22 protein-coding genes are annotated in these 22087 nt (G+C 58.6%); 18 read left to right on the top strand and 4 right to left on the bottom strand.

The features are described 5' to 3' along the window. Positions 1-34: 34 nt before the first annotated feature. Both galP and metK read right to left on the bottom strand, forming a co-directional pair. Positions 35-1432 (bottom strand): galactose/proton symporter, encoded by a 1398-nt coding sequence (gene galP / locus EoCCA6_RS07735; RefSeq protein WP_152082184.1) that lies wholly within the window; start codon positions 1430-1432, stop codon positions 35-37. A gap of 436 nt (positions 1433-1868) precedes the next feature. Continuing rightward, positions 1869-3023: a methionine adenosyltransferase gene (gene metK / locus EoCCA6_RS07730; RefSeq protein WP_152082183.1), complete on the bottom strand. Its 1155-nt coding sequence runs from the start codon at positions 3021-3023 to the stop codon at positions 1869-1871. Between the two features lie 424 nt (positions 3024-3447). Between metK and EoCCA6_RS21760 the strand changes: the two genes are divergently transcribed. The 4 genes from EoCCA6_RS21760 to speB all read left to right on the top strand — a co-directional run bounded on the left by EoCCA6_RS21760 (position 3448) and on the right by speB (position 6952). Then, entirely contained in the window at positions 3448-3591 is a 144-nt protein-coding gene (locus tag EoCCA6_RS21760; protein WP_420841608.1) for a hypothetical protein, read from the top strand. A gap of 94 nt (positions 3592-3685) precedes the next feature. After that, positions 3686-3817 (top strand): acid stress response protein YqgB, encoded by a 132-nt coding sequence (yqgB, locus tag EoCCA6_RS07725; protein WP_152084419.1) that lies wholly within the window; start codon positions 3686-3688, stop codon positions 3815-3817. Positions 3818-3825: 8 nt separating this feature from the next. Then, on the top strand, positions 3826-5802 hold the full coding sequence (gene speA / locus EoCCA6_RS07720; protein WP_152082182.1) for a biosynthetic arginine decarboxylase: 1977 nt from the start codon (positions 3826-3828) through the stop codon (positions 5800-5802). A 229-nt stretch (positions 5803-6031) separates the two neighbouring features. Next, entirely contained in the window at positions 6032-6952 is a 921-nt protein-coding gene (gene speB, locus EoCCA6_RS07715) for an agmatinase (RefSeq protein WP_006811917.1), read from the top strand. 3 nt (positions 6953-6955) lie between these two features. Here speB and EoCCA6_RS07710 read toward each other — a convergent pair whose 3' ends face one another. After that, positions 6956-8167: an MFS transporter gene (locus tag EoCCA6_RS07710; protein ID WP_152082181.1), complete on the bottom strand. Its 1212-nt coding sequence runs from the start codon at positions 8165-8167 to the stop codon at positions 6956-6958. A gap of 414 nt (positions 8168-8581) precedes the next feature. Between EoCCA6_RS07710 and EoCCA6_RS07705 the strand changes: the two genes are divergently transcribed. From EoCCA6_RS07705 to EoCCA6_RS07640, 14 genes are all read left to right on the top strand, one after another. After that, complete coding sequence (locus EoCCA6_RS07705) at positions 8582-8905, top strand: Rieske (2Fe-2S) protein (RefSeq protein ID WP_013098654.1); 324 nt, start codon at positions 8582-8584, stop codon at positions 8903-8905. After that, complete coding sequence (locus tag EoCCA6_RS07700; RefSeq protein WP_152082180.1) at positions 8902-9210, top strand: recombinase-like helix-turn-helix domain-containing protein; 309 nt, start codon at positions 8902-8904, stop codon at positions 9208-9210. Before EoCCA6_RS07705 ends, EoCCA6_RS07700 begins: the two co-directional genes overlap by 4 nt. Before the next feature lie 10 nt (positions 9211-9220). Further along, positions 9221-10243: an aromatic ring-hydroxylating oxygenase subunit alpha gene (locus tag EoCCA6_RS07695; RefSeq protein WP_152082179.1), complete on the top strand. Its 1023-nt coding sequence runs from the start codon at positions 9221-9223 to the stop codon at positions 10241-10243. Then, positions 10243-10992, top strand: coding sequence for an SDR family oxidoreductase (locus tag EoCCA6_RS07690; protein WP_152082178.1), 750 nt, complete (start codon positions 10243-10245; stop codon positions 10990-10992). Before EoCCA6_RS07695 ends, EoCCA6_RS07690 begins: the two co-directional genes overlap by 1 nt. A 12-nt stretch (positions 10993-11004) precedes the next feature. Next, positions 11005-11793: an IclR family transcriptional regulator gene (locus tag EoCCA6_RS07685; protein WP_152082177.1), complete on the top strand. Its 789-nt coding sequence runs from the start codon at positions 11005-11007 to the stop codon at positions 11791-11793. A gap of 78 nt (positions 11794-11871) precedes the next feature. After that, complete coding sequence (locus EoCCA6_RS07680) at positions 11872-12798, top strand: VOC family protein (RefSeq protein ID WP_152082176.1); 927 nt, start codon at positions 11872-11874, stop codon at positions 12796-12798. Further along, complete coding sequence (locus EoCCA6_RS07675; protein WP_152082175.1) at positions 12795-13982, top strand: NAD(P)/FAD-dependent oxidoreductase; 1188 nt, start codon at positions 12795-12797, stop codon at positions 13980-13982. The genes EoCCA6_RS07680 and EoCCA6_RS07675 overlap by 4 nt, the downstream gene beginning before the upstream one ends. 25 nt (positions 13983-14007) lie before the next feature. Beyond that, positions 14008-15264, top strand: a complete 1257-nt coding sequence (locus EoCCA6_RS07670) for an MFS transporter (protein ID WP_152082174.1) — start codon at positions 14008-14010, stop codon at positions 15262-15264. 10 nt (positions 15265-15274) lie between these two features. Continuing rightward, a complete protein-coding gene (locus tag EoCCA6_RS07665) occupies positions 15275-15805 on the top strand; it encodes a cupin domain-containing protein (RefSeq protein ID WP_152082173.1) in 531 nt (176 codons plus the stop codon). A gap of 9 nt (positions 15806-15814) precedes the next feature. Continuing rightward, on the top strand, positions 15815-16585 hold the full coding sequence (locus tag EoCCA6_RS07660; RefSeq protein ID WP_152084418.1) for an alpha/beta fold hydrolase: 771 nt from the start codon (positions 15815-15817) through the stop codon (positions 16583-16585). Continuing rightward, positions 16569-17363: an SDR family oxidoreductase gene (locus tag EoCCA6_RS07655; protein WP_152082172.1), complete on the top strand. Its 795-nt coding sequence runs from the start codon at positions 16569-16571 to the stop codon at positions 17361-17363. Before EoCCA6_RS07660 ends, EoCCA6_RS07655 begins: the two co-directional genes overlap by 17 nt. 9 nt (positions 17364-17372) lie before the next feature. Continuing rightward, positions 17373-18143, top strand: a complete 771-nt coding sequence (locus EoCCA6_RS07650; protein WP_152082171.1) for an aspartate dehydrogenase — start codon at positions 17373-17375, stop codon at positions 18141-18143. 9 nt (positions 18144-18152) lie between these two features. Next, positions 18153-19622: an aldehyde dehydrogenase gene (locus EoCCA6_RS07645; protein WP_152082170.1), complete on the top strand. Its 1470-nt coding sequence runs from the start codon at positions 18153-18155 to the stop codon at positions 19620-19622. 13 nt (positions 19623-19635) lie between these two features. Further along, positions 19636-21276 (top strand): thiamine pyrophosphate-binding protein, encoded by a 1641-nt coding sequence (locus EoCCA6_RS07640; protein ID WP_152082169.1) that lies wholly within the window; start codon positions 19636-19638, stop codon positions 21274-21276. 51 nt (positions 21277-21327) lie between these two features. On the opposite strand, the gene loiP is transcribed toward EoCCA6_RS07640, so the two are convergent. Beyond that, complete coding sequence (loiP, locus tag EoCCA6_RS07635; RefSeq protein ID WP_152082168.1) at positions 21328-22086, bottom strand: metalloprotease LoiP; 759 nt, start codon at positions 22084-22086, stop codon at positions 21328-21330. Position 22087: the final 1 nt, after the last annotated feature.

Below are 22087 nucleotides of genomic sequence, written 5' to 3'. Positions count from 1 at the left end.
CGGGGAGGTGCAAGAGGCACCTCCCGCCAGAGGATTAGTCGTGTGCGCCGATTTCGCGCAGCGGACGACCTTTCATCAGGTTACGTTCAATGTGTTCCAGAGAAACGTGTTTGGTTTCAGGAACCAGCCAGACCGTCAGAACAATAAAGAACAGGTTCAGGCCAGAGTAGACCCAGAAGGTGTTCGCATTGCCCAGGTTGTTGAGCATGGTCAGGAACGTTGCGCCGACGATCATGTTGGCGATCCAGTTGGTCGCGGTAGAGCAGGTGATACCAAAATCACGCCCTTTCAGCGGCTGGATCTCAGAGCATAGCACCCAAATCAGCGGACCGGCGCTCATCGCAAACCCGATGATAAACATCAGCAGCATCGCCACCGCGAAATACTGCGCAGTTGGAGAGTGAATGCCCATGTGCATCATGGTGCCCAGCACGCCCATCCCGACGGCCATCACCAGGAAGCCCAGCGTCAGCGTTGGCTTACGTCCCCAGCGGTCAACCAGACCGATAGCGATAAAGGTCGCCAGCACGTTAGTCAGACCGACGATAACGGTGCCCCACATCTGCTCGGTGGTATTGGTGTAACCCGCCAGTTCGAAGATTTTAGGTGCGTAATACATGATGACGTTCATACCGGTGAACTGCTGCATCACCTGCAGCAACACGCCCAGGAACACCGCACGACGGAAGTTACTGTTCTCTTTGAACAGTGCCCAGCCGGACTGCTTAACCTGCAGGCTTTCACGGATCTCTTCCAGCTCGTTTTTCGCCTCTGCGCTGGTATCACGCAGACGCAGCAGCACACGTTCCGCATCGTGGAAGCGGCGTTTGGCGGCAAACCAGCGCGGGCTGTCCGGCAGGAAGAAAACGCCAATCAGCAGCAGGATGGCAGGAATGATGATGACGCCCAGCATCCAGCGCCATGCGCCACTGTAGCTAAAGGCCGTATCGGAAAGGTATGCACCCAGAATACCGATGGTGATCATCAACTGGTACATCGAAATCATACTGCCGCGAATTTTCTCCGGTGCAATTTCGGAAAGATACAGCGGTGCGGTATACGACGCGACGCCGACGGCCAGTCCTAACAGGACGCGGGAGATAATCAGCACTTCCACGTTAGGCGCGGCAGCAGAGAACAGAGAACCGGCAACGAAGAGGATCGCGCCGATCATCAGGCTCTTTTTACGCCCGAGCTTAAAGGAGAGCCAGCCGCTACCAACCGCACCGACGGCCGCACCGAACATCATGGAGCTAACCACCCATTCCTGGGTATGCGCGCTGATCTGGAACTCATCAGTGATGAAAGGTAACGCACCGGCAATTACGCCGATATCCAGGCCAAAGAGTAATCCTGCCAGGGCTGCGAGGAAGCAGACGAAGAATGTCATCGCCTTGTTGGACGTGCGCCCCTGTTTTTTATTGTCAGGCATTATGCCCTCCAGTTGGGTTATCAGTTTTAACGATGTTAAGGGTAGGTGAGTAGTGCGTAAAAATATGTGAGACAAATCACATTGGTGTAATCGGTTACACTACTCTGTAACCGTAAGAATAATTAAATCTTTGAAAATATAGAGCTAATTTAGTTGATATGCATCGCGTTTGTATGAAATTCAGACTTAACCGAAAAGAAATGTAACAGCAGAAGAAAGGCGATCATGCAAAGAGATTATTCTGAAAGCGAGGCGGGTAACGTGAGGTGTAAACGGTATCATTTTATCGCCGGGTGGCGGCTGCGCCTTACCCGGCCTACAAACACCTCAAAAACCCGTAGGCCTGTGCAAGCGAAGCGCCGCCGGGCAAAAATGTCCGCACAAATGCAAAAGGCCAACCCGAAGGCTGGCCTTTAAAAACAACGCTGTCAGTTGATTACTTCAGACCGGCAGCGTCACGCAGCAGAGCGGCTTTGTCGGTTTTTTCCCATGGGAAATGTTCACGGCCAAAGTGACCGTATGCAGCGGTTTCTTTGTAGATTGGGTGCAGCAGATCCAGCATCTGAATCAGGCCGTATGGACGCAGGTCGAAGAACTCGCGCACCAGCAGGGTCAGCTGTTCTGAAGGCACTTTTTCAGTACCGAAGGTTTCAACCATGATGGAGGTTGGCTCAGCCACGCCGATGGCGTAAGAAACCTGAATTTCACAGCGGTCAGCCAGGCCCGCAGCCACGATGTTTTTCGCAACATAACGAGCAGCGTATGCAGCAGAACGGTCAACTTTAGACGGATCTTTACCAGAAAACGCGCCGCCACCGTGACGTGCCATGCCGCCGTAGGTATCAACGATGATTTTACGGCCGGTCAGACCGCAGTCACCCATTGGGCCGCCGATAACGAAGCGTCCGGTTGGGTTAATGAAGTATTTGGTGGCGCTGCTCAGCCATTCGGTCGGCAGCACCGGCTTGATGATCTCTTCCATCACTGCTTCCTGCAGAGATTTCTGGTCAATCTCTTCGGAATGCTGAGTGGACAGTACCACCGCGTCGATGCCGACGATTTTGCCGTCGTCGTACTGGAAGGTCACCTGGCTTTTCGCATCCGGACGCAGCCACGGCAGGGTGCCGTTTTTACGCACTTCAGCCTGACGCTGCACCAGACGGTGTGCGTAGGTGACTGGCGCTGGCATCAGCACGTCGGTTTCGTTAGTTGCGTAGCCGAACATCAGGCCCTGGTCGCCCGCGCCCTGTTCCAGCGGATCGGCACGGTCAACGCCCTGGTTGATGTCCGGGGACTGTTTGCCAATGGCGCTCAGTACCGCGCAAGAGTTGGCATCAAAGCCCATATCAGAATGTACATAGCCGATCTCACGCACCGTATTACGGGTGATCTCTTCGATATCAACCCATGCGCTGGTGGTGATCTCACCGCCAACCAGAACCATGCCGGTTTTGACATAGGTTTCACACGCTACGCGCGCTTTTGGGTCCTGGGTGAGGATCGCATCCAGCACCGCATCGGAGATTTGGTCAGCAATTTTATCAGGATGTCCTTCTGATACGGACTCGGACGTAAACAGGTGTTTTGCCATGTTTTATTTCACCTAAGAGGAATTTGGTTAGCTCGAACTGCTGTGTGGAATAGCCAAAGGAGATAATTCTACCAAGGCCTGCAGGTTTTTGACACTGGCAGTCTGAGTGTTAATCAGTATGGATGGATTAACATCTGGACGTCTATTTTAGGTCACTTCTTCACCCGATTTCCAGTTTTTTTTGATTCACCTCTCATTGCGCTGAATTCTCAACTGGAAATATTTCCTGACGGCGCTGGCAACGCGCGTATTTTTGTTTTGCTTTTTAGCTACCTTCTCGGTATAAAACGCGGCGCGCGGCTCATCTAAAAAAGCGCTCGATGAACTCATCGTGTCGCCACTTCCAGCCGGGTTAAGCAGTGAACTTTTAGCTTTGGCTTGGGGTCCGTTTCAGCAGAGGCGGCCGTGGAGGTGATAAGAGATAATGAACCATCGTTTTCCGCTAACTCAGCGCAGCCGTTCTGGCGCGCATGTGATTCCCGCAACCCGCATTTCCAGTCTGCAAACCTGCCGATGTTATACCCATCTCGGCGCTTCTCAGGATTCAAGGGCCGGTCACGCTCTGTGAAAACTGAACAAGGGCGCTCTTGTTAATACAAGAGTTTTCTCGTGGTTTCGCCGAACGTTGTCATACTTATGTTCGGATACGTGTTTACAATGATATGAATAAGAAACCGGTCGCACGGTCTGAATTTCAGCATACTCTGCTGGGAAACGGAGCCGTTTATGGGTTGTTATCGCCGTATAACGCTGCGATAGTAGTCAACTGTTTTACACTTAATACAAAGAGTTGAGGTTCGCTATGTCTGACGACATGTCTTCGGTTTCGCCTTCGTCAGCGGGCGAACAGGGTGTACTACGTTCCATGCAGGAGGTTGCGATGAGCTCCCAGGAAGCCAGCAAGATGCTGCGCACTTACAATATTGCCTGGTGGGGCAATAACTACTACGACGTCAACGAACTGGGCCATATCAGCGTTTGCCCCGATCCGGACGTCCCTGAAGCGCGCGTGGATCTCGCTAAACTGGTGAAAACCCGTGAAGCGCAGGGCCAGCGTTTGCCCGCACTGTTCTGCTTCCCGCAGATCCTGCAACACCGCCTGCGTTCTATTAACGCCGCGTTCAAACGCGCGCGTGAATCCTACGGCTATAATGGCGACTACTTCCTGGTCTACCCGATCAAGGTAAACCAGCACCGCCGCGTGATTGAATCCCTGATCCACTCCGGCGAACCGCTGGGTCTGGAAGCGGGCTCTAAAGCGGAGCTGATGGCGGTACTGGCGCACGCGGGTATGACCCGTTCGGTGATTGTCTGTAACGGCTATAAAGACCGTGAATATATTCGTCTGGCGCTGATTGGCGAGAAGATGGGCCACAAGGTCTATCTGGTTATCGAGAAGATGACTGAAATCGCTATCGTGCTGGAAGAGGCCGAGCGTCTGAACGTAGTGCCACGCCTCGGCGTGCGTGCGCGTCTGGCCTCTCAGGGCTCGGGTAAGTGGCAGTCCTCCGGCGGCGAGAAATCCAAGTTCGGCCTCGCGGCGAACCAGGTGCTTCAGCTGGTGGAAATTCTGCGCGAGCGCGGTCGTCTCGACAGCATTCAACTGCTGCACTTCCACCTCGGCTCGCAGATGGCCAATATTCGCGACATCGCCACCGGCGTGCGTGAATCGGCGCGTTTCTACGTTGAGCTGCACAAGCTCGGCGTGAATATTCAGTGCTTCGATGTGGGCGGCGGCCTGGGCGTGGACTACGAAGGGACCCGCTCGCAGTCCGATTGCTCCGTCAACTACGGCCTGAACGAATACGCTAACAACATCATCTGGGCAATCGGCGATGCCTGTGAAGAGCACGGCCTGCCGCACCCGACGGTGATCACCGAATCCGGTCGTGCTGTTACCGCGCACCATACGGTGCTGGTCTCTAACATCATCGGCGTTGAGCGTAGCGAAATCACCGAAGCGACGCCTCCGGCAGACGATGCCCCACGCTCCCTGCAAAGCATGTGGGAAACCTGGCAGGAGATGCACGAGCCGGGCACGCGTCGTTCCCTGCGCGAATGGCTGCACGACAGCCAGATGGATCTGCATGATGTTCACGTCGGTTATTCCTCAGGCACCTTCAGCCTGCAGGAGCGCGCGTGGGCGGAGCAGCTCTATCTGAACATGTGCCATGAAGTGCAGAAGCAGCTCGACCCGAGCAACCGCGCGCACCGTCCGATTATCGACGAGCTGCAGGAACGTATGGCGGACAAAATGTACGTCAACTTCTCGCTGTTCCAGTCAATGCCGGATGCCTGGGGTATCGACCAGCTGTTCCCGGTTCTGCCGCTGGAAGGGCTGAATCACGCGCCGGAACGTCGTGCGGTGCTGCTGGATATCACCTGTGACTCCGACGGCGCTATCGATCACTACGTTGACGGTGACGGTATCGCAACAACGATGCCAATGCCGGAGTACGACCCGGAGAACCCGCCAATGCTGGGCTTCTTTATGGTCGGCGCGTATCAGGAGATCCTCGGTAACATGCACAACCTGTTCGGTGATACCGAAGCGGTTGACGTGTTTGTCTTCCCTGACGGCAGCGTGGAAGTCGAGCTATCTGATGAAGGGGACACCGTGGCGGACATGCTCGAATACGTTCAGCTCGATCCGAAAAAACTGCTTACTCAGTTCCGCGATCAGGTGAAAAATACCGGTCTGGACGACGCCTTGCAGCAGCAGTTCCTGGAAGAGTTTGAAGCGGGTCTGTACGGGTACACTTACCTGGAAGACGAGTAGCCGCTGATGCCCGGTGGCGCTGCGCTTACCGGGCCTACGAATGTAGGCCGGATAAGGCGAAGCCGCCATCCGGCAGAATGCTATACTCACTTGAACCCGTATGCATTACCGGCGATAATTCGCCCCAATAAGCGATTTACGAATCAATCCCTTCCTCGTCGGGTTTAACGACGCGGAGGGGATTTTTTTTCATCTGTTTTAATGTATCGACTTTAAAAGAGGTCAGGACATGAGCACTTTAGGTCATCAGTACGATAACTCTCTGGTATCTAACGCGTTTGGTTTTTTACGCCTTCCGATGAACTTCCAGCCGTACGACAGCGATGCGGACTGGGTGATCACCGGTGTGCCATTTGATATGGCTACATCTGGCCGCGCGGGGGGGCGTCACGGCCCGGCAGCTATTCGTCAGGTATCCACTAACCTGGCCTGGGAGCACAACCGCTTCCCGTGGAACTTCGACATGCGCGAACGCCTGAACGTGGTGGACTGCGGTGACCTGGTGTACGCCTTCGGTGACGCGCGCGAGATGAGCGAAAAGCTGCAGGCGCACGCTGAGAAGCTGCTGGCTGCCGGTAAGCGCATGCTCTCCTTCGGCGGCGACCACTTCGTCACTCTGCCGCTGCTGCGCGCCCACGCGAAGCACTTCGGTAAAATGGCGCTGGTGCACTTTGATGCGCATACCGACACCTACGCGAACGGCTGCGAGTTCGACCACGGCACCATGTTCTACACCGCGCCGAACGAAGGCCTGATCGATCCTAACCACTCGGTGCAGATCGGCATCCGTACCGAGTTCGACAAAGACAACGGCTTCACCGTGCTGGACGCGGGCCAGGTCAACGATCGCGGCGTGGATGACATCCTTGCGCAGGTGAAGCAGATCGTCGGTGATATGCCGGTCTACCTGACCTTCGACATCGACTGTCTGGACCCGGCATTTGCACCCGGAACCGGTACGCCGGTGATCGGCGGCCTGACGTCCGATCGCGCCATCAAACTGGTACGCGGTCTGAAGGATCTGAACATCGTCGGTATGGACGTGGTCGAAGTGGCTCCGGCTTACGACCAGTCCGAGATCACCGCGCTGGCCGCGGCGACCCTGGCGCTGGAAATGCTCTACATCCAGGCGGCGAAGAAAGGCGAATAAGCCTTACGCGCTCACTGCTGCTGCGCGACGCATGCGCAGCAGCAACATGCCTCCGGCCAGCAGGGTGATAACCTGCGAGACAACCAGCACCGAAAAGCCGGAACTGACCGACCCTACCGATTTCATCACCATCCCCATCAGCAGCGGAATAAATGCCGCGCAGATATTGCCGATACCATTGATGATCCCATACGCACTACCGACAGCTTCCCGCGCGGCATGATGCTGGATCACCGCCGGAATGGCAGCCCCCTGAAGCCCCCAGAAGACGTTGGCGGACAGCATAAACAGCGCCAGCCAGGCAGGCTGGTGGCTCAACATCAGTGCGACCACGGACAGTGCCGTCAACGCGCCGCCTACCACAAACAGCACCGGTGCCTGTTCCGGGCGCATTTTGTCGAGCAGCACACCGCCCAGAAACTTGGAGCCCAGGCTCAGCAGGAAGGGGATTGCCGCGATAAAGCCCGTCGCGTGCAGCGAGAAGTGGTGCTCATCGCGCAGCCATGCCGGAAGCCAGGTGCTGCTGCCCCACAGATAGCTCAGCGTGGCGATTTCAACCAGTAAGATCCAGCCCAGAAGCGGCGTTTGCCAGGCCAGCGTGAAGGTCTGCATAAACCCTGGTTTGTACTTTTTCGTTTCGTGGCGCGGTGCAGGCAGGAAGCGCCAGATTAACCCGCCACCCAGAACGAGATTCAGCACTGCCAGCGCATAAAACGACCCGGCCCAGCCCAGATGTGCCATAAGCCAGGTGACCAGCGGAAAGCCGACGGCCAGCCCGAGCGACACACCCAGCGCGGTGACGGCGTTGGGTTTACCGATCTCTTCTGCGTTGAAGTTATCGCTGATAAAGCGTGTTTTCAGTGAAAAAAGCGGCCCTTCGGCAATGCCTAAAATCACGCGTGCGATGAGCATACCCATAAGCGATCCCAGCAGCGGTGAAATAGCGCAAACCGCAGCCCAAATCGCAATACTGCTTAACAATCCGTGCCGGTAGTGAAGTTTGCTTTCAATAACTGGAGTTAATAATAAAGCGGAACATCCATAACCCAGCAGAAAGCAGGTCATGAGCATTCCTTGTAACATTCTGTTTTCATTTAACTGAAAATGTTCGGCAAATTCCGGGTTTAAAATCATCACCGAGATATTTACCCGGTCGACGTAGGAAATAATAATGAGCAACAACAGTGCTATTGTGCCTTGCCATCTTGCCGTCATCAGGCCCGCCTTATGTTTCTTTCTGTTTATATTTTTTTCAGAGTGATTGTCACGGGGTTAAAATGGTTCACCTGTGAAACTCATTGTTTAATAAAGATAAATAAAAAGTAAGTTTCACAGGTGAAACACCAAAGTTGTGACGTTTATTTATTTTTAAAGAACAAAAAGAAAAGAAGTCAATATTTTTTATTCAAATTGAGAGACTATCAAGAAATCGTATTTATCACGGCCTGATAATGAAAATTTCATATCGCTGCATTTTTTCGTGATCGTTTGCACACTTAGCTAATTAATTGCCATTCAATTAACAAATTCGTCACATTGACGCTTGACGAAACATTCATCGCTTTTATATTGACCGTATTAAATAAGAAACAGAGTTTCATATATGAAACAAAAGCCTGGAGGATCGTGATGAGCTGGATAGGCGTATGTGACGCAGAGCAAGTACAGGAAGATTTCCCTTTTAGCGGCAACGTCGAGGGTAAAGAGATCGGCGTTTATTTAATTGACGGCGAATATTACGCGCTGGAAGACGTGTGTCCGCACGCTTATGCCCTGCTGAGCCAGGGCTTTGTGGAGGACGGCAAAGTGGAGTGCCCGCTGCATGAAGCAGTGTTCGACGTCAAAACGGGCCAGTGCCTGCACGGTCCCGGTGGTCGCAACCTCAACCGCTATCCGGTTCGGGTTTTTGAAAACCAAATCCAGATTACCTTCGTCGAGGAGACCGTGGCATGAGCGACACCCTGAACTTCAACCCGGCACTGCCGGAAAGCCGCCAGTTCACCCCTCCGGCAGAGGGCGGCAACGGTGCCATTCATAAGCCGGGTGATTATCAGAATCTGATCTGGCAAACCCGCAGCCGCGTGCCGGAAAACTGGGAAGTGAATCTGATTGCGACGCTGGAAGATCTCTTCGAGCAGGGCGTTGAAACCTTGCCGGAGCTGGTGAACGGGCTGAACGCGGTGCGCATGCACGATCAGCAGGGCGAGCCGTGGAGCGAAGACAGCTTCCAGACATTCTTACAGGTTAACGGTTACTGAGGGCAACGCGATGACGACTACGGTACAACATTATCTCGATAAAGGTCTGCGTGGCCTCTGGTATCCGGTGCTGGCGAGCTGGGAAGTTCAGTCTGCGCCAGTGGGTATTACCCGCCTCGGCGAGCAGATTGTGGTCTGGCGCAACAAAGACGGCCAGGTGCAGGCGCTGGAAGACCGCTGTCCGCACCGTGGCGCGCGTCTGTCTATGGGCTGGAACCTCGGGGACCGCATCGCCTGCTGGTATCACGGCGTGGAAGTGGCGGGTAACGGCGAAGTGAAAGATGTTCCTGCCGTAGACAAATGCCCGCTGGTCGGCCAGCAGTGCGTGCGCAGCTATAACGTGCAGGAGGCGCACGGCGCGATCTTCCTGTGGTTTGGCGTCACTGCCGATCAGCAGCCGGACGAACTGAGCTTCCCGGACGAACTCGCCGACACGGAGAATTTCAGTAATTTCCTCTGCACCGCCGCGTGGAAATGTAACTACCAGTACGCGCTGGAAAACGTGATGGACCCGATGCACGGCACCTATCTGCACTCCTCTTCGCACTCAATGGCAGAAGGGGATCGCAAGGCCGACATGGTACTTCAGCCAACCAAAACGGGTTTCATCTTTGAGAAAAAAGGGCAGAGCGGCGTCAACTTCGACTGGGTGGAGCTGGGCAACAGCGGCACCTTCTGGATGCGCCTCTCCATTCCGTACAAAAAACGTTTCGGGCCGGGCGGCCACTTCTTTATCGTCGGTATGGTGGTGCCGGAAGATAACGACAACTGCCGCGTCTTCTTCTGGCGCATCCGCCGCGTACAGGGCTGGCAGCGCGATATGTGGCGCTTTATGTACCGCAACCGTCTTGAAAAACTGCACTGGGAAGTGCTGGAGCAGGACCGTGTGGTGCTGGAAAGTCTGGCACCCAACGCCCGCGAACACGAATACCTGTACCAGCACGACGTCGGCCTCTCCCGCCTGCGCCGCATGATGCAAAAGGCGGCGAAAGAGCAACTGGCGATGCGCGAAGCGCAGCAGGGAGCCGCCTGATGCACGGGCTGCTTAAAGGGAAACGCATCGTCGTGACCGGTGCCGCGCGCGGGCTGGGCTATCACTTCGCCAGAGCCTGCGCGGAGCAGGGGGCGGCGGTGGTAATGTGCGACATCCTTCAGGGTGAACTGGCCGAAAGCGCGCACGGCCTGAGTGAGCAGGGCTATGCGATCGAATCCCACGTTATCGATCTGGCCGATCCTCGCTCCATTGAGCAGGTGTTCAGCGCGATCGGTGAGCAGGGGCAGATTGACGGTCTGGTTAACAATGCGGCGATGGCGACCGGCGTTGGTGGCAAAAATATGCTCGATTACGACCCGGATCTCTGGGACCGCGTAATGCGTGTGAACGTCAAAGGCACCTGGCTGGTGACGCGCGCCGCGGTGCCGCTGCTGCGCGAAGGGGCAGGAATTGTGAACGTGGCGTCCGACACCGCGCTGTGGGGCGCGCCGCGCCTGATGGCCTACGTCGCCAGCAAGGGGGCTGTCATTGCTATGACCCGCTCGATGGCGCGTGAGCTGGGTGAAAAACGCATTCGTATCAATGCCATTGCGCCGGGGTTAACACGCGTCGAGGCGACCGAATATGTGCCCGCCGAGCGCCATCAGCTCTACGAAAACGGCCGCGCGTTAACGGGCGCACAGCAGCCGGAAGATGTCACCGGCAGCGTGGTCTGGCTGTTAAGCGATCTGTCGCGGTTTATCACCGGACAGCTGATTCCGGTCAACGGCGGTTTTATCTTTAACTAAGGTAGGGTGACTATGGCAAACGATCAGGAAGTGAAGTATCTGGTGCCGGGGCTGGAGCGCGGTTTGCAGCTGCTGTTAGCCTTTGGCGAGCAGCATCGCGATCTGACCTTTGCCGAGCTGCACCGGCTGGTGGATATGCCGAAGGCCACCGCCTACCGTGTGGTGCAGACCCTGGAATACATGGGTTTTCTGGAACGCAACACGCGCACCAATACCTTTTCGCTGGGGATGAACGTGCTGCGCCTCGGCTTTGAGTACATCGCCTCGCTGGACGTGGCGCAGGTCGGCCAGCCGGTCATTGAACAGCTGCGCGACGTCAGCCAGTGCAGCAGCCATCTGGCGATCCGCGACGGGCGCGACATTATCTACATCGCCCGCGTCAGCGCCGCCGGGTCGCGCATCAATCAGGTCAGCATTGGCACCCGCCTGCCGGTGCACTGCACCTCCCTCGGCCGCATGCTGTTGACCGATATTTCCCGCGCCGATTTTGAACAGCTGTTCCCGCACGAGCGTCTGCCGGGCAACACGCCGGGGCAGCTTCATGACCGGGAAGCCCTGTGGCAGATGGTGCAGCAGGATAAAGCCCGCGGGTACGTGATCGGCGAATCCTTCTTCCGCCACGGCATCTCCTCCATTGTCTATCCGGTGTATGACCGAAGCCATCGCGTGGCGGCGGTAGTCAGCATTCTTGTGCCGTCGGAGGAGATCCCGCAAACCGACCGCGAGCGTCTGCAAAACGAGGTTCGCCTCGCGGCGGATAAAATTTCTGGCTTCTTAGGGTATCTGTCACAGGCCAGTTAAATCAGTGAGTTAACGTCAGGCGCTTCACTGCGTCGGGCATGTTTTACGCCCAATTTGGGCCAGATGAGGCAACGAACGATGAGTGTAACCGGAATTGAAAAGCTGGAGTTTGGCGTGGAAGACCTGACGCACTGCGCCAAATTTATGCGTGATTTTGGCCTGACGGGCGATGCCAGCGGCCAGCGTTTTACCACCCTGAGCGGCGCACGCGTCGAGCTAAACCCGATTGACAGCCCCGACCTGCCGCCCGCGTTTGAAGAGGGTAACACCCTGCGCCGCATGACCTGGGCGGTTGCCACGCAGGCGGATCTGGATGCGTTACGGCCAAAACTGGCGCAACAGCCCGGTTTTCGTGAAGTGGGTGATGCGCTGGAGTGCCTCGACCCGAACGGCATGACGTTACGTGTGCAGGTCAGTCAGCAAACTGAGGTGGAGCTGAACGTCGAGCCGATTAACCAGTGGGGCGACGTTCGCCGTATCGATACCCCCAGCCCGGTTTACGATCGCGCCCAGCCCATTAACGTCGGGCACGTGGTGTTCTTTGTGGAAGAACTGGCGGCGGTAGAGAAATTCTACCGCGAGGTGCTCGGCTTCCAGGTCTCTGACCGCTACATCAACCGCGCCGTGTTCCTGCGCTGCGGCGTGCGTGGCGGCCATCACAACCTGTTCCTGCTGCAGTTGCCGAACCGCAAACGTGGCCTCAACCACGTGGCCTTCACCGTGCGCGATATCCACGAGGTGATCGGTGGGGGGATCGCGATGAATAAAAATGAATGGAGCACCTTTATCGGACCGGGCCGCCATCCGGTGTCGTCGGCCTATTTCTGGTACGTCAACAGCCCGACCGGTGGCGCGTTTGAGTATTACACCAACGACGACTACCTGACCGAAAACTGGCAGCCGCGCGAGCTGGAACACTCGCTGGTCTCCTTTACCGAATGGGCGGTGGAAGGCGGCATTGACCACGACACGCGCCGTCAGCAGAAAAAGCCGGAGGCAGTATGACGTCGCGCATTGTCATTATCGGCGGCGGTCAGGCGGGCGGCTGGGCCGCGAAAACCCTGCGTGACGAGGGCTTCGACGGCGAAATTTGCGTGGTGGCGGAAGAAGAGTGGGATTTCTACGAACGTCCGCCGCTGTCGAAAGCGTCTCTGCTGGAGCCAGAGGCATCGCTTCCGCGACTGTTTACCGAAGAGGCGCAGGAAGCGCTGAACCTGACCTGGTATCGCCCGCTGCGTGCAGAATCCATCGATCGCGAAGCGAAAACGGTGCGTTTGAGCAACGGTGAGCATCTTAGTTACAACATACTTTTACTTGCCACCGGGGGGCGGGCGCGCCTGCCGGGGGCAGCATGGGCGGCGCATCCTCAGGTTTATACCCTGCGCCACTGGCAGGACGCGCAGCGCCTGAAAGGTCGGCTGGCAGAAAGTCAAAAACTGGCGATTATCGGCGGCGGCTGGATCGGCCTGGAGATTGCCGCGTCCGCTCGCAAAAGCGGCGTGGCGGTCACCCTGTTCGAGCAGCAGCCTGCGCTGTGCATGCGCTCGGTGAGCAGTGAGGTTTCGCAGCACTTAGAGGCTATCCATCGCGAGCAGGGCGTGGAGATCCGCACCGGCTGCGGCGCGCTGGAGCTGGAGGACGACAACGGCCTGCCGGTCATTCACTGCGACGGCCAACGCGAAACCTTTGACGCAGTGGTGGTGGGGATCGGGGTCGATCTCAACCTGGAACTGGCGCGTGAAGCGGGACTTTGCACAGAGCGGGGGATCGTAGTGGATGCACAGGGGCGCACCTCAGATCCGTGCATTTTTGCTGCGGGCGATGTGGCCCAGCACCATCATTATGGGCTGTGCATTCAGTCGTGGGCGTTTGCGCAAAACCAGGCAGTCGCGACGGCCAAAGCGATGCTTAACGCCGACGCGCCAGGCTACGACGATGCGCCGTGGCTCTGGTCGGATCAATACCAGCACAACATCCAGATCCTCGGCATTCCGCAGTCTGGCGGCAAAACGATAGTGCGTGAAGATGCGCTGTTCTTCTCGCTGGACGAAAACGGACGGTTGACGCAACTGGTGGCGTTCAACGATGCGCGTACCGTCAAGCTGGCGAAGCGCTGGATGGCGGCAGGGCGGGATTTATCGGATGTACCGCTCGCCGACTCGACCTTTTCACTGATGTCATTGCGATAGCTAACCCGCACCCGTAGGGGGAGACATGACCACATTAGAGACCAACACCGCGCCTGTCGAGGCAAGCGGTGAGGGAACCCGCACGCCCGAAAAAGCCGTGCGCTGGGCCATCCCGCTGTCGCTGCTGGCCTGCGTGCTGCTGGCGTTTTTCGACAAAATCAGCATCGCGGCGCTGTTTTCCGACGGCCATTTCCAGCAGGCGATGGGGATTGATTTTGACACCACGCGCCTCGGCATTCTGATGAGCGCTTTCCTGCTGAGCTACGGTTTTTCGTCGGTCTTTCTCAGCGGGCTGGGGGACAAAATTGCGCCGCTGCGTCTGCTCACCGGCATGATGGCGGTGTGGTGCGTGCTGATGGTGGCGATGGGCTTTACCCACAACTACACGCTGATGATCGTTCTGCGCATCCTGCTGGGCGTGGCGGAGGGGCCGTTGTTTCCGCTGGCGTTCGCCATTGTGCGACACAATTTCCCGCAGCATCTGCAGGCGCGCGCCACCATGCTGTGGCTGCTGGGTACGCCGGTGGGCGCAGCAATTGGATTCCCGCTTTCTATCTGGCTGCTGAACACCTTCGGCTGGCAGAGCACCTTCTTCGTGATGGCGATGCTCACTGTCCCGGTTCTGATCTTCGTGCGCATCGGCCTGCGCGGCATTCGTCTGGACGCCAAACCCTCGACATCACAAGCCTCGCAGGATGAGCGGCGCGCCGCGCGGCGCGAGCTGTTTGTCAGCCCGCACTTCTGGATCATCTGCATTTTTAACATCGCTTTCCTGACCTACCTGTGGGGCATCAACGGCTGGCTGCCGGGCTACCTGATTAAGGGCAAAGGCATTCACCTTGAGCATGCGGGCTGGCTGTCGTCGATGCCGTTCATCGCCATGCTGGCGGGCGAAGTCATCGGCGCGTGGCTTTCGGACCGCGTCGATAAACGTGCGGCGGCCTGCTTTATCTCGATGGCGGGGGCCGCCGTCGGGCTGGCGGCGGTGATGCATCTCGACACCCCGCTCACCATCATCGCGGCGATGAGCTTCAGCACCTTTATGTGGGGCACCGGTGCGCCCAACATTTTCGCCCTGCTGGCGAAGGCCACCCATCCGCGGGTGAGCGCCACGGCGGGCGGCATTTTCAACGGGCTGGGAAACTTTGCAGGCGCGTTGTCGCCAGCGGTGATGGGCGCGTTAATCGCCTTCACCCACAGCATGGATTCCGGGCTGATTTTTCTGGCAGTGATGGCGGCGGTGGGCTGCGTCCTGTTACTGCCGCTGCTGAGACGTTACTGAGGAGAGTGTCATGACTGATTCAACCGTAACCAACACATCAGGCATCAAACCTGACCACCTGACGATGGAAGAGTGGGTCGAGTCGCGCATTGCGCGCTTCGAAGGTCGCAAATACGACTGGAACGCGCTGAAGTTCCAGGCCGATTTTGACCCGAAATACCGCCGGGCGCAGATGCGCTATATCGGCACCGGCGCAACGGGCGTGGCGAACGATACCAACACCGTGCAGGCGGATCACTTTACCTTCTCCACCATGGTGCTGCCGTCGAAGTGCGAAGGGCCGCTGCACCTGCACGACGACGTGGAAGAGGTGTTCTTCATGCTCAAAGGGCAGATCACATTGATGATCCAGGACGGCGAACACTACACCGAAACCGTGCTGCGCGAGCGCGATCTGATCTCCGTTCCGCCGGGCATCTATCGCGGGCTGTTTAACCACGGCGAAGAAGAGGCGCTGATGTGCGTCATGCTGGGGACCAACAAGCCGGAAATCCCGACCTACCCAGCCGATCATCCGCTGTCAAAAGTGAAGCGGAACTAAGGGGGCATGATGACGGGTTTTCGTGAACAGGGAAGCGGCATTCCGCTGATGCTGCTGCACGGTATCAGCTCCGGCGCGGCCTCCTGGCATAAGCAGATGGCGCTGAACGGTTTTCGCGTGCTGGCGTGGGACATGCCCGGTTACGGTGAAAGCCCGATGCTGGCGGTTGAACGTGCGAACGCGGGGGATTACGCCGATGCGCTGGCGGCCATGCTTGACCGTGCGGGCGTCTGGCAGGCGGTGCTGGTGGGGCATTCACTCGGTGCGCTGGTTGCCTCGGCTTTTGCCGCGAAGTTTCCTGAGCGCGTGATGCATCTGGTGCTGGCAGATGCCGCGCAGGGTTACGGGCAGGCCGCGCCGGAGCAGCGTGAGCAGGTCTGGCGCAACCGCGAGCAGCAGATGGCGCTGGGCGGTGAAATCCTCGCGCAGACCCGCGCCGCGAAGCTGCTGCGCCCCGGCGCGCGTGCTGAGGATGTCGCCACCGTCGCCGCAGGCATGCGCAGGCTGCGCCCGGAAGGCTACCTTGCTGCCGCGTGGATGCTGGCGCATGACGATATACACGGCTGGCTGAAGCGCTACTCCGGCACCTTTGAAGTGTGGTGTGGCGAGCAGGACGCGATCACGCAACCCGAACTGGTGCAGGGGCTGGCGCTGCGCTACGGCATGCCGTTTATTGGCATTCCACAGGCCGGACACGCCAGCTATCTCGATAACGACGCGTTTTTTAACCAACAGCTTTTACGCATTAACGAAGAGGTGCGCGATGAATGCACAAATTGACGGGCGCGTGGCGGTAGTCACCGGCGGTTCTTCCGGCATTGGCTTTGAAACGCTGCGCCTGCTGCTGGGCGAGGGGGCAAAGGTGGCCTTCTGCGGTCGCGACCCGGACCGCCTTGCCAGCGCCCATGCGGCGCTGCAAAACGAATACCCTGATGGGGAGATTTTTTCTTACCGCTGCGACGTGCTGAACGCCGACGAGGTGAAGGCGTTTGCGGATGCCGTTAAGGCGCGTTTTGGCGCGGCGGATATGCTGATCAACAACGCCGGACAGGGCTACGTCGCGCACTTCCATGATACTCCGCGCGAAGCGTGGCTGCACGAAGCCGAGCTGAAACTGTTCGGGGTGATTAACCCGGTGCAGGCGTTTCAGCCTCTGCTGGAGCGGTCCGACATCGCCTCCATCACCTGCGTGAACTCCCTGCTGGCGCTGCAGCCGGAGGAGCACATGATCGCCACCTCTGCCGCCCGTGCCGCGCTACTGAACATGACGCTCACGCTCTCAAAAGAGCTGGTGGGCAAAGGTATCCGCGTGAATTCCATTCTGCTCGGCATGGTGGAGTCCGGGCAGTGGCAGCGTCGCTTTGAAAACCGGACCGACAAAAGCCAGTGCTGGCCGGAGTGGACGGCGGATATCGCCCGCAAACGCGGCATCCCGATGGCGCGCCTCGGCAAGCCGCAGGAGCCCGCGCAGGCGCTGCTGTTCCTCGCCTCGCCGCTGGCGTCGTTTACCACCGGTGCCGCGCTGGACGTTTCCGGCGGCTTCTGTCGCCATCTGTAAGGACGCATCATGAAAAAGATCATGTTAATTGGTTTTGGTGCCATGGCGCAGGCGGTGATCGAGCGTCTGCCTGCCGGTGTGGCTATCGGCTGGATTGTGGCGCGCGCGTCTCATCATGCCGCCATTCGTGAACAATTTGGCGATAGGGTGGTGGCGTTGACCTCTCCGGTGGACTGCGCCGAAACGCCCGATCTGGTACTGGAGTGCGCCAGCCAGCAGGCGGTGGCCCAGTACGGCGAAGTGATTCTGCGTCGCGGCTGGCATCTGGCGGTGATCTCTACCGGTGCGCTGGCGGACAGCGCGCTGGAGCAGCGCCTGCTCAGTGCGGGCGGCAAGCTGACGCTGCTCTCCGGGGCGGTAGCCGGCATTGACGGGCTGGCGGCGGCGAAAGAGGGCGGGCTGGAACGCGTCACCTATCAGTCGCGCAAAAGCCCGGCCAGCTGGCGCGGCAGCTACGCCGAGCAGCTTATCGATCTGAATGCGGTGTCAGAGGCACATGTCTTCTTTGAGGGTAGCGCCCGCGAGGCGGCGCGGCTCTTCCCGGCGAACGCCAACGTGGCGGCAACCGTGGCGCTCGGCGGCGTCGGGATGGACGACACCCGCGTGCAACTGATGGTCGACCCGACAACCAAACGCAACACCCACACGCTCCACGTCGAAGGCGTGTTTGGCGAGTTCCATCTGGAGCTGAGCGGGCTGCCGCTGGCCAGCAACCCGAAAACGTCAACCCTGGCGGCACTGAGCGCGGTGCGCGCCTGCCGCGAACTGGCCCTGAGCTGAGGAGTGACGATGGACAATCTGAACATTTTTATCGGCGGTCAGTGGCGACACGGCGGCGGCAACCCGATGCAGAGCCACTTCCCGGCTGACGGGTCGATCAACGCTACGTTGAATGCGGCGAGCCTCGACGATCTGCAGGAGGCGATAGAGGCCGGAGAGCGCGCGTGGCGCGATCCCGCCTGGCGCAACAGCCTGCCGCATGTGCGCGCGAAGATCCTGCATAAGGTTGCAGATCTGATTGAACGCCGCGTTGATGAGCTGGCGCAGATGCAGAGTCGCGATAACGGCAAGCCGCTGGCGGAAGCGCGCGGGCTGGTGATGAGCGCGGCGGGGACGGCGCGTTATTTCGCCGCTGCCTGCGAACTGCTGGAAGGTAAACTCCCGACGCCGCGCCAGCCCGATTTGCTGACGCTGAGCCGCTATGAACCGCTCGGCGTGGTGGCGGCCATCACGCCGTGGAACTCACCGATTGCCAGCGAAATGCAGAAGGTCGCCCCGGCCATCGCCGCCGGTAACGCGGTGATCCTCAAGCCCGCCGAAGCCACGCCGCTGATGGCGCTGGAGCTGGCGCGTATTTTTGAACAGGCCGGTTTGCCCACCGGACTGCTGAGCGTACTGCCGGGCAAAGGCTCGGTGATTGGCGATGCGCTGGCGCGTCATCCTAAGGTGCGCAAAATTTCCTTTACCGGCGGCACCACCACGGGTCGGCATCTGGCGCACGTGGCGGCGGAAAAACTGATCCCGGCGTCGCTCGAACTGGGCGGCAAATCGCCGACCATCGTGCTGGAGGATGCCGATATCGAACAGGCGGCGCGCGGGATCTGCTACGGCATTTTCAGCTCTGCCGGGCAAGCGTGCATCGCCGGCTCGCGGCTGTTTATTCACGAAAGCCTGTACGCGCCGCTGATGGCGCGGCTGCTGGAGTTAACCCGCGGTCTTCGCGTCGGACACCCGTTTACTGACGGCGTCCACGTGGGGCCGCTGATTAACGATAAGCATCGCCAGAGCGTGCAGGAATACGTCGAGCTGGCGAAGCGCGAAGGGGGCCGCGTGCTGTGCGGCGGGGAGATCCCGGCCGATCCTGCACTGAAAAACGGCAGCTTCTTCCTGCCAACCATCATTGAAGGGCTGAACAACAGTGCCCGCGCCTGTCAGGAAGAGATCTTCGGCCCGGTGCTGGTGGCGATGCCGTTTCGCGATGCAGCGGTGTTGATACGCGAGGCGAACGACTCGGTTTATGGCCTCGCGGCGGGGATCTGGACGCGCGATACCGGGCGGGCGCTGCGCCTGAGCGAGCAGCTGGAGGCGGGCACGGTGTGGATCAACACCTACAAAGTCTTTGCGATCTCGACTCCGTTCGGGGGCTTTAAAGAGAGCGGTCTGGGCCGCGAAAAAGGCATTCAGGGGCTGAAAGCCTGGATGCAGCAAAAGAGCATTTATCTGGCGACGGGTAATAGCGTCAACCACTGGTGCGACTGAGAAAGGGTGAGCAATGAGCGAAATGATAACCGTCGGCGACGCCATCGCCAGAACGCTGGAGCAGTATCAGGTTGAGGCCATCTACGGCGTCATCTCCATTCACAACCTGCCGATCGCGGATGCGGTAGGGCAGCGCGGCAACATCCGCTTTGTGCCCGCGCGCGGCGAAGCGGGTTCCGTCACCATGGCCGATGCTCATGGGCGCTTTTCCGGCCTGGGCGTAGCGCTAACCAGCACCGGCGCGGGGGCGGGTAATGCGGTAGGCGCGCTGGTGGAGGCGATGAATGCCTGCACGCCGCTGCTGCATTTAACCGGGCAGGTCGAGAAAGCGTGGCTCGATGCTGATACCGGCTTTATCCATGAAACCCGTGACCAGCTGACCTTCCTGAAGGCCAGTTCCAAACGAGCGTACCGCATCAGCAATGCTAACCAGGCGATAGCCATTCTGCATAAAGCCATTCAGGAGGCGCAGACGCCGCCGTGTGGGCCGGTTTCTGTGGAAATCCCGATTGATATTCAGGGGGCCAAAATCCCGCTGTCGCTGGTGACCGCACCTGTAAAACCGGCTTTGGCTACAAACGTTGACGCGGCAATGGCCGATGCTTTGTGGGCGCAGCTTAAGCAGGCGAAACAGCCGCTGCTGTGGCTGGGCGGTGGAGCGCTGGGGAGCGCTGACGCCGTGAAAAAACTGGCGGATGCAGGCGTCACCGTGATCTCCAGCACCCACGCGCGCGGCGTGCTGCCGGACAGCCACCGCGCCAGCCTGCGGGCGTTTCACAACTCGCCGTCCGTTGAGGCGCTTATCGCGCAGTGTGATTTTACGCTGGTCGCCGGTTCGCGTCTGCGCAGCAACGAAACCCGATCCTGGACGCTGGAACTGCCGCATCCACGCGTGCAGATTGATATCGACCCGGCGGCGGCGAGCCGTAACTATCTGATGGATAATACGCTAATAGCCGATTGTTCAGTGCTGCTTAGTGCACTGGCCGATAAAGCGCAGGGGCGTGAATGGGGCAACGCCCAGTGGGATACGCAGGTGCAGCAGGCGGTTGCCAGCGCCGGGCAGGGGCTGCGCGAGCAGTGCGGAGCCTACGCGAAGCTCAACGATGCCATCGAGAAAGCGCTGCCGAAAGATGGCCTGCTGGTGCGTGATATCACCGTGTCCGGCAGCCTGTGGGGTAGCCGTCTGTTCCGTGCCAACGGCCCGTTGATGAACATCCACTCGCTGGCGGGCGCGATTGGTATGGGCCTGCCGATGGCGATCGGCACCGCGATTGCCAACCCGCAGCGTAAGGTTGTTGGGCTGGTGGGTGACGGCGGCCTGAGCCTGAACCTGGGCGAACTGGCGACGCTGGCGCAGGAGAAAGCCAATGTGACGCTGCTGATCATGAACGACGGCGGTTACGGGGTGATGCGCGGTATTCAGGATAAGTATTTCGGCGGGCGTCAGTATTATAACGAACTGCATACGCCGGACTTTACCCTGCTGGCTCAGGCGATTGGCCTGCAGGCGTGGAGCGTTGAGCGGGCAGAAGATTTTGATGCGGTGATGACAGAGGCGCTGGCGATGCCGGGGCCGTCGGTGGTGGAAGTACGGATGGGGCAGATTGGCGCGCTGAAGTTTGCCGGGCCGCCGCAGAAAACGCTGTACTGATTTGGCACGCTTGCCCGGTGGCGCTGCGCTCACCGGGCCGGTGTTCATTTATTATTTAATTCCATCCGCGGCCATTCGATCGCGAATATGTTGTGCACGCTCAACGGATGCCGGGTGATCGTCAAACATGGAGCTTTGACGACCCTCTTCCAGTTTTGCCAGTTTTTCGAAGCTGGTGGCTAAGCCTGACGGGTTAATACCGCGTTTGCGCAACAGGTCATAAGAGTAGTCATCGGCTTCCGATTCCTGACGCTGAGAGAACTGGGAGTTAACCAGTTTCTCCCCCATGTCGCCAATCTGGGACTGGGACAAGCTGCCCACGATACCGCCCGCAGAGGCTGCTGCCGCACGAACGGCGTTGGTGCCCAGCGCGACCTGCATACCTTTCTTCACGTGGCCCAGTGCGACGTGGCCCATTTCATGGCCGATCACCGCTTCGACTTCGTTGTCGGTCATCATGTCCATCAGGCCGCTGTAGACGCGGATACAGCCGTTTGCCATCGCGAAGGCGTTCACGTCTTTCGCCATGTAAACCTTATAGTTGACTGGCTGGCCATTAATGTTATCGCCCAGGGCGGACGCAATCTTATTCAGGCGCTGCGTGTAGGTACTGTTAGCCGGGGCGAGGGTAGCTTTGGCATCCATATCTTTACAGGCCTGATCGCTCAGCGCTTTTACCTGCGCGTCACTCAGGGAATAGGCCTGAAAGGCTTCTGCGCCTGAGGACATCAGGCCATTAGAATCCATATTCTGACAGCCGCTCAGCAGGAGCGTTGTACCCAGGGCCAGCACTATTGCACGCATTTTCATG

The organism is Enterobacter oligotrophicus, from assembly GCF_009176645.1.
GTDB classification, from domain to species: Bacteria; Pseudomonadota; Gammaproteobacteria; order Enterobacterales; family Enterobacteriaceae; genus Enterobacter; species Enterobacter oligotrophicus.
The sequence above is the reverse complement of the archived record's forward strand: the minus strand, read 5'-3'. Positions and strand labels throughout refer to the sequence as shown.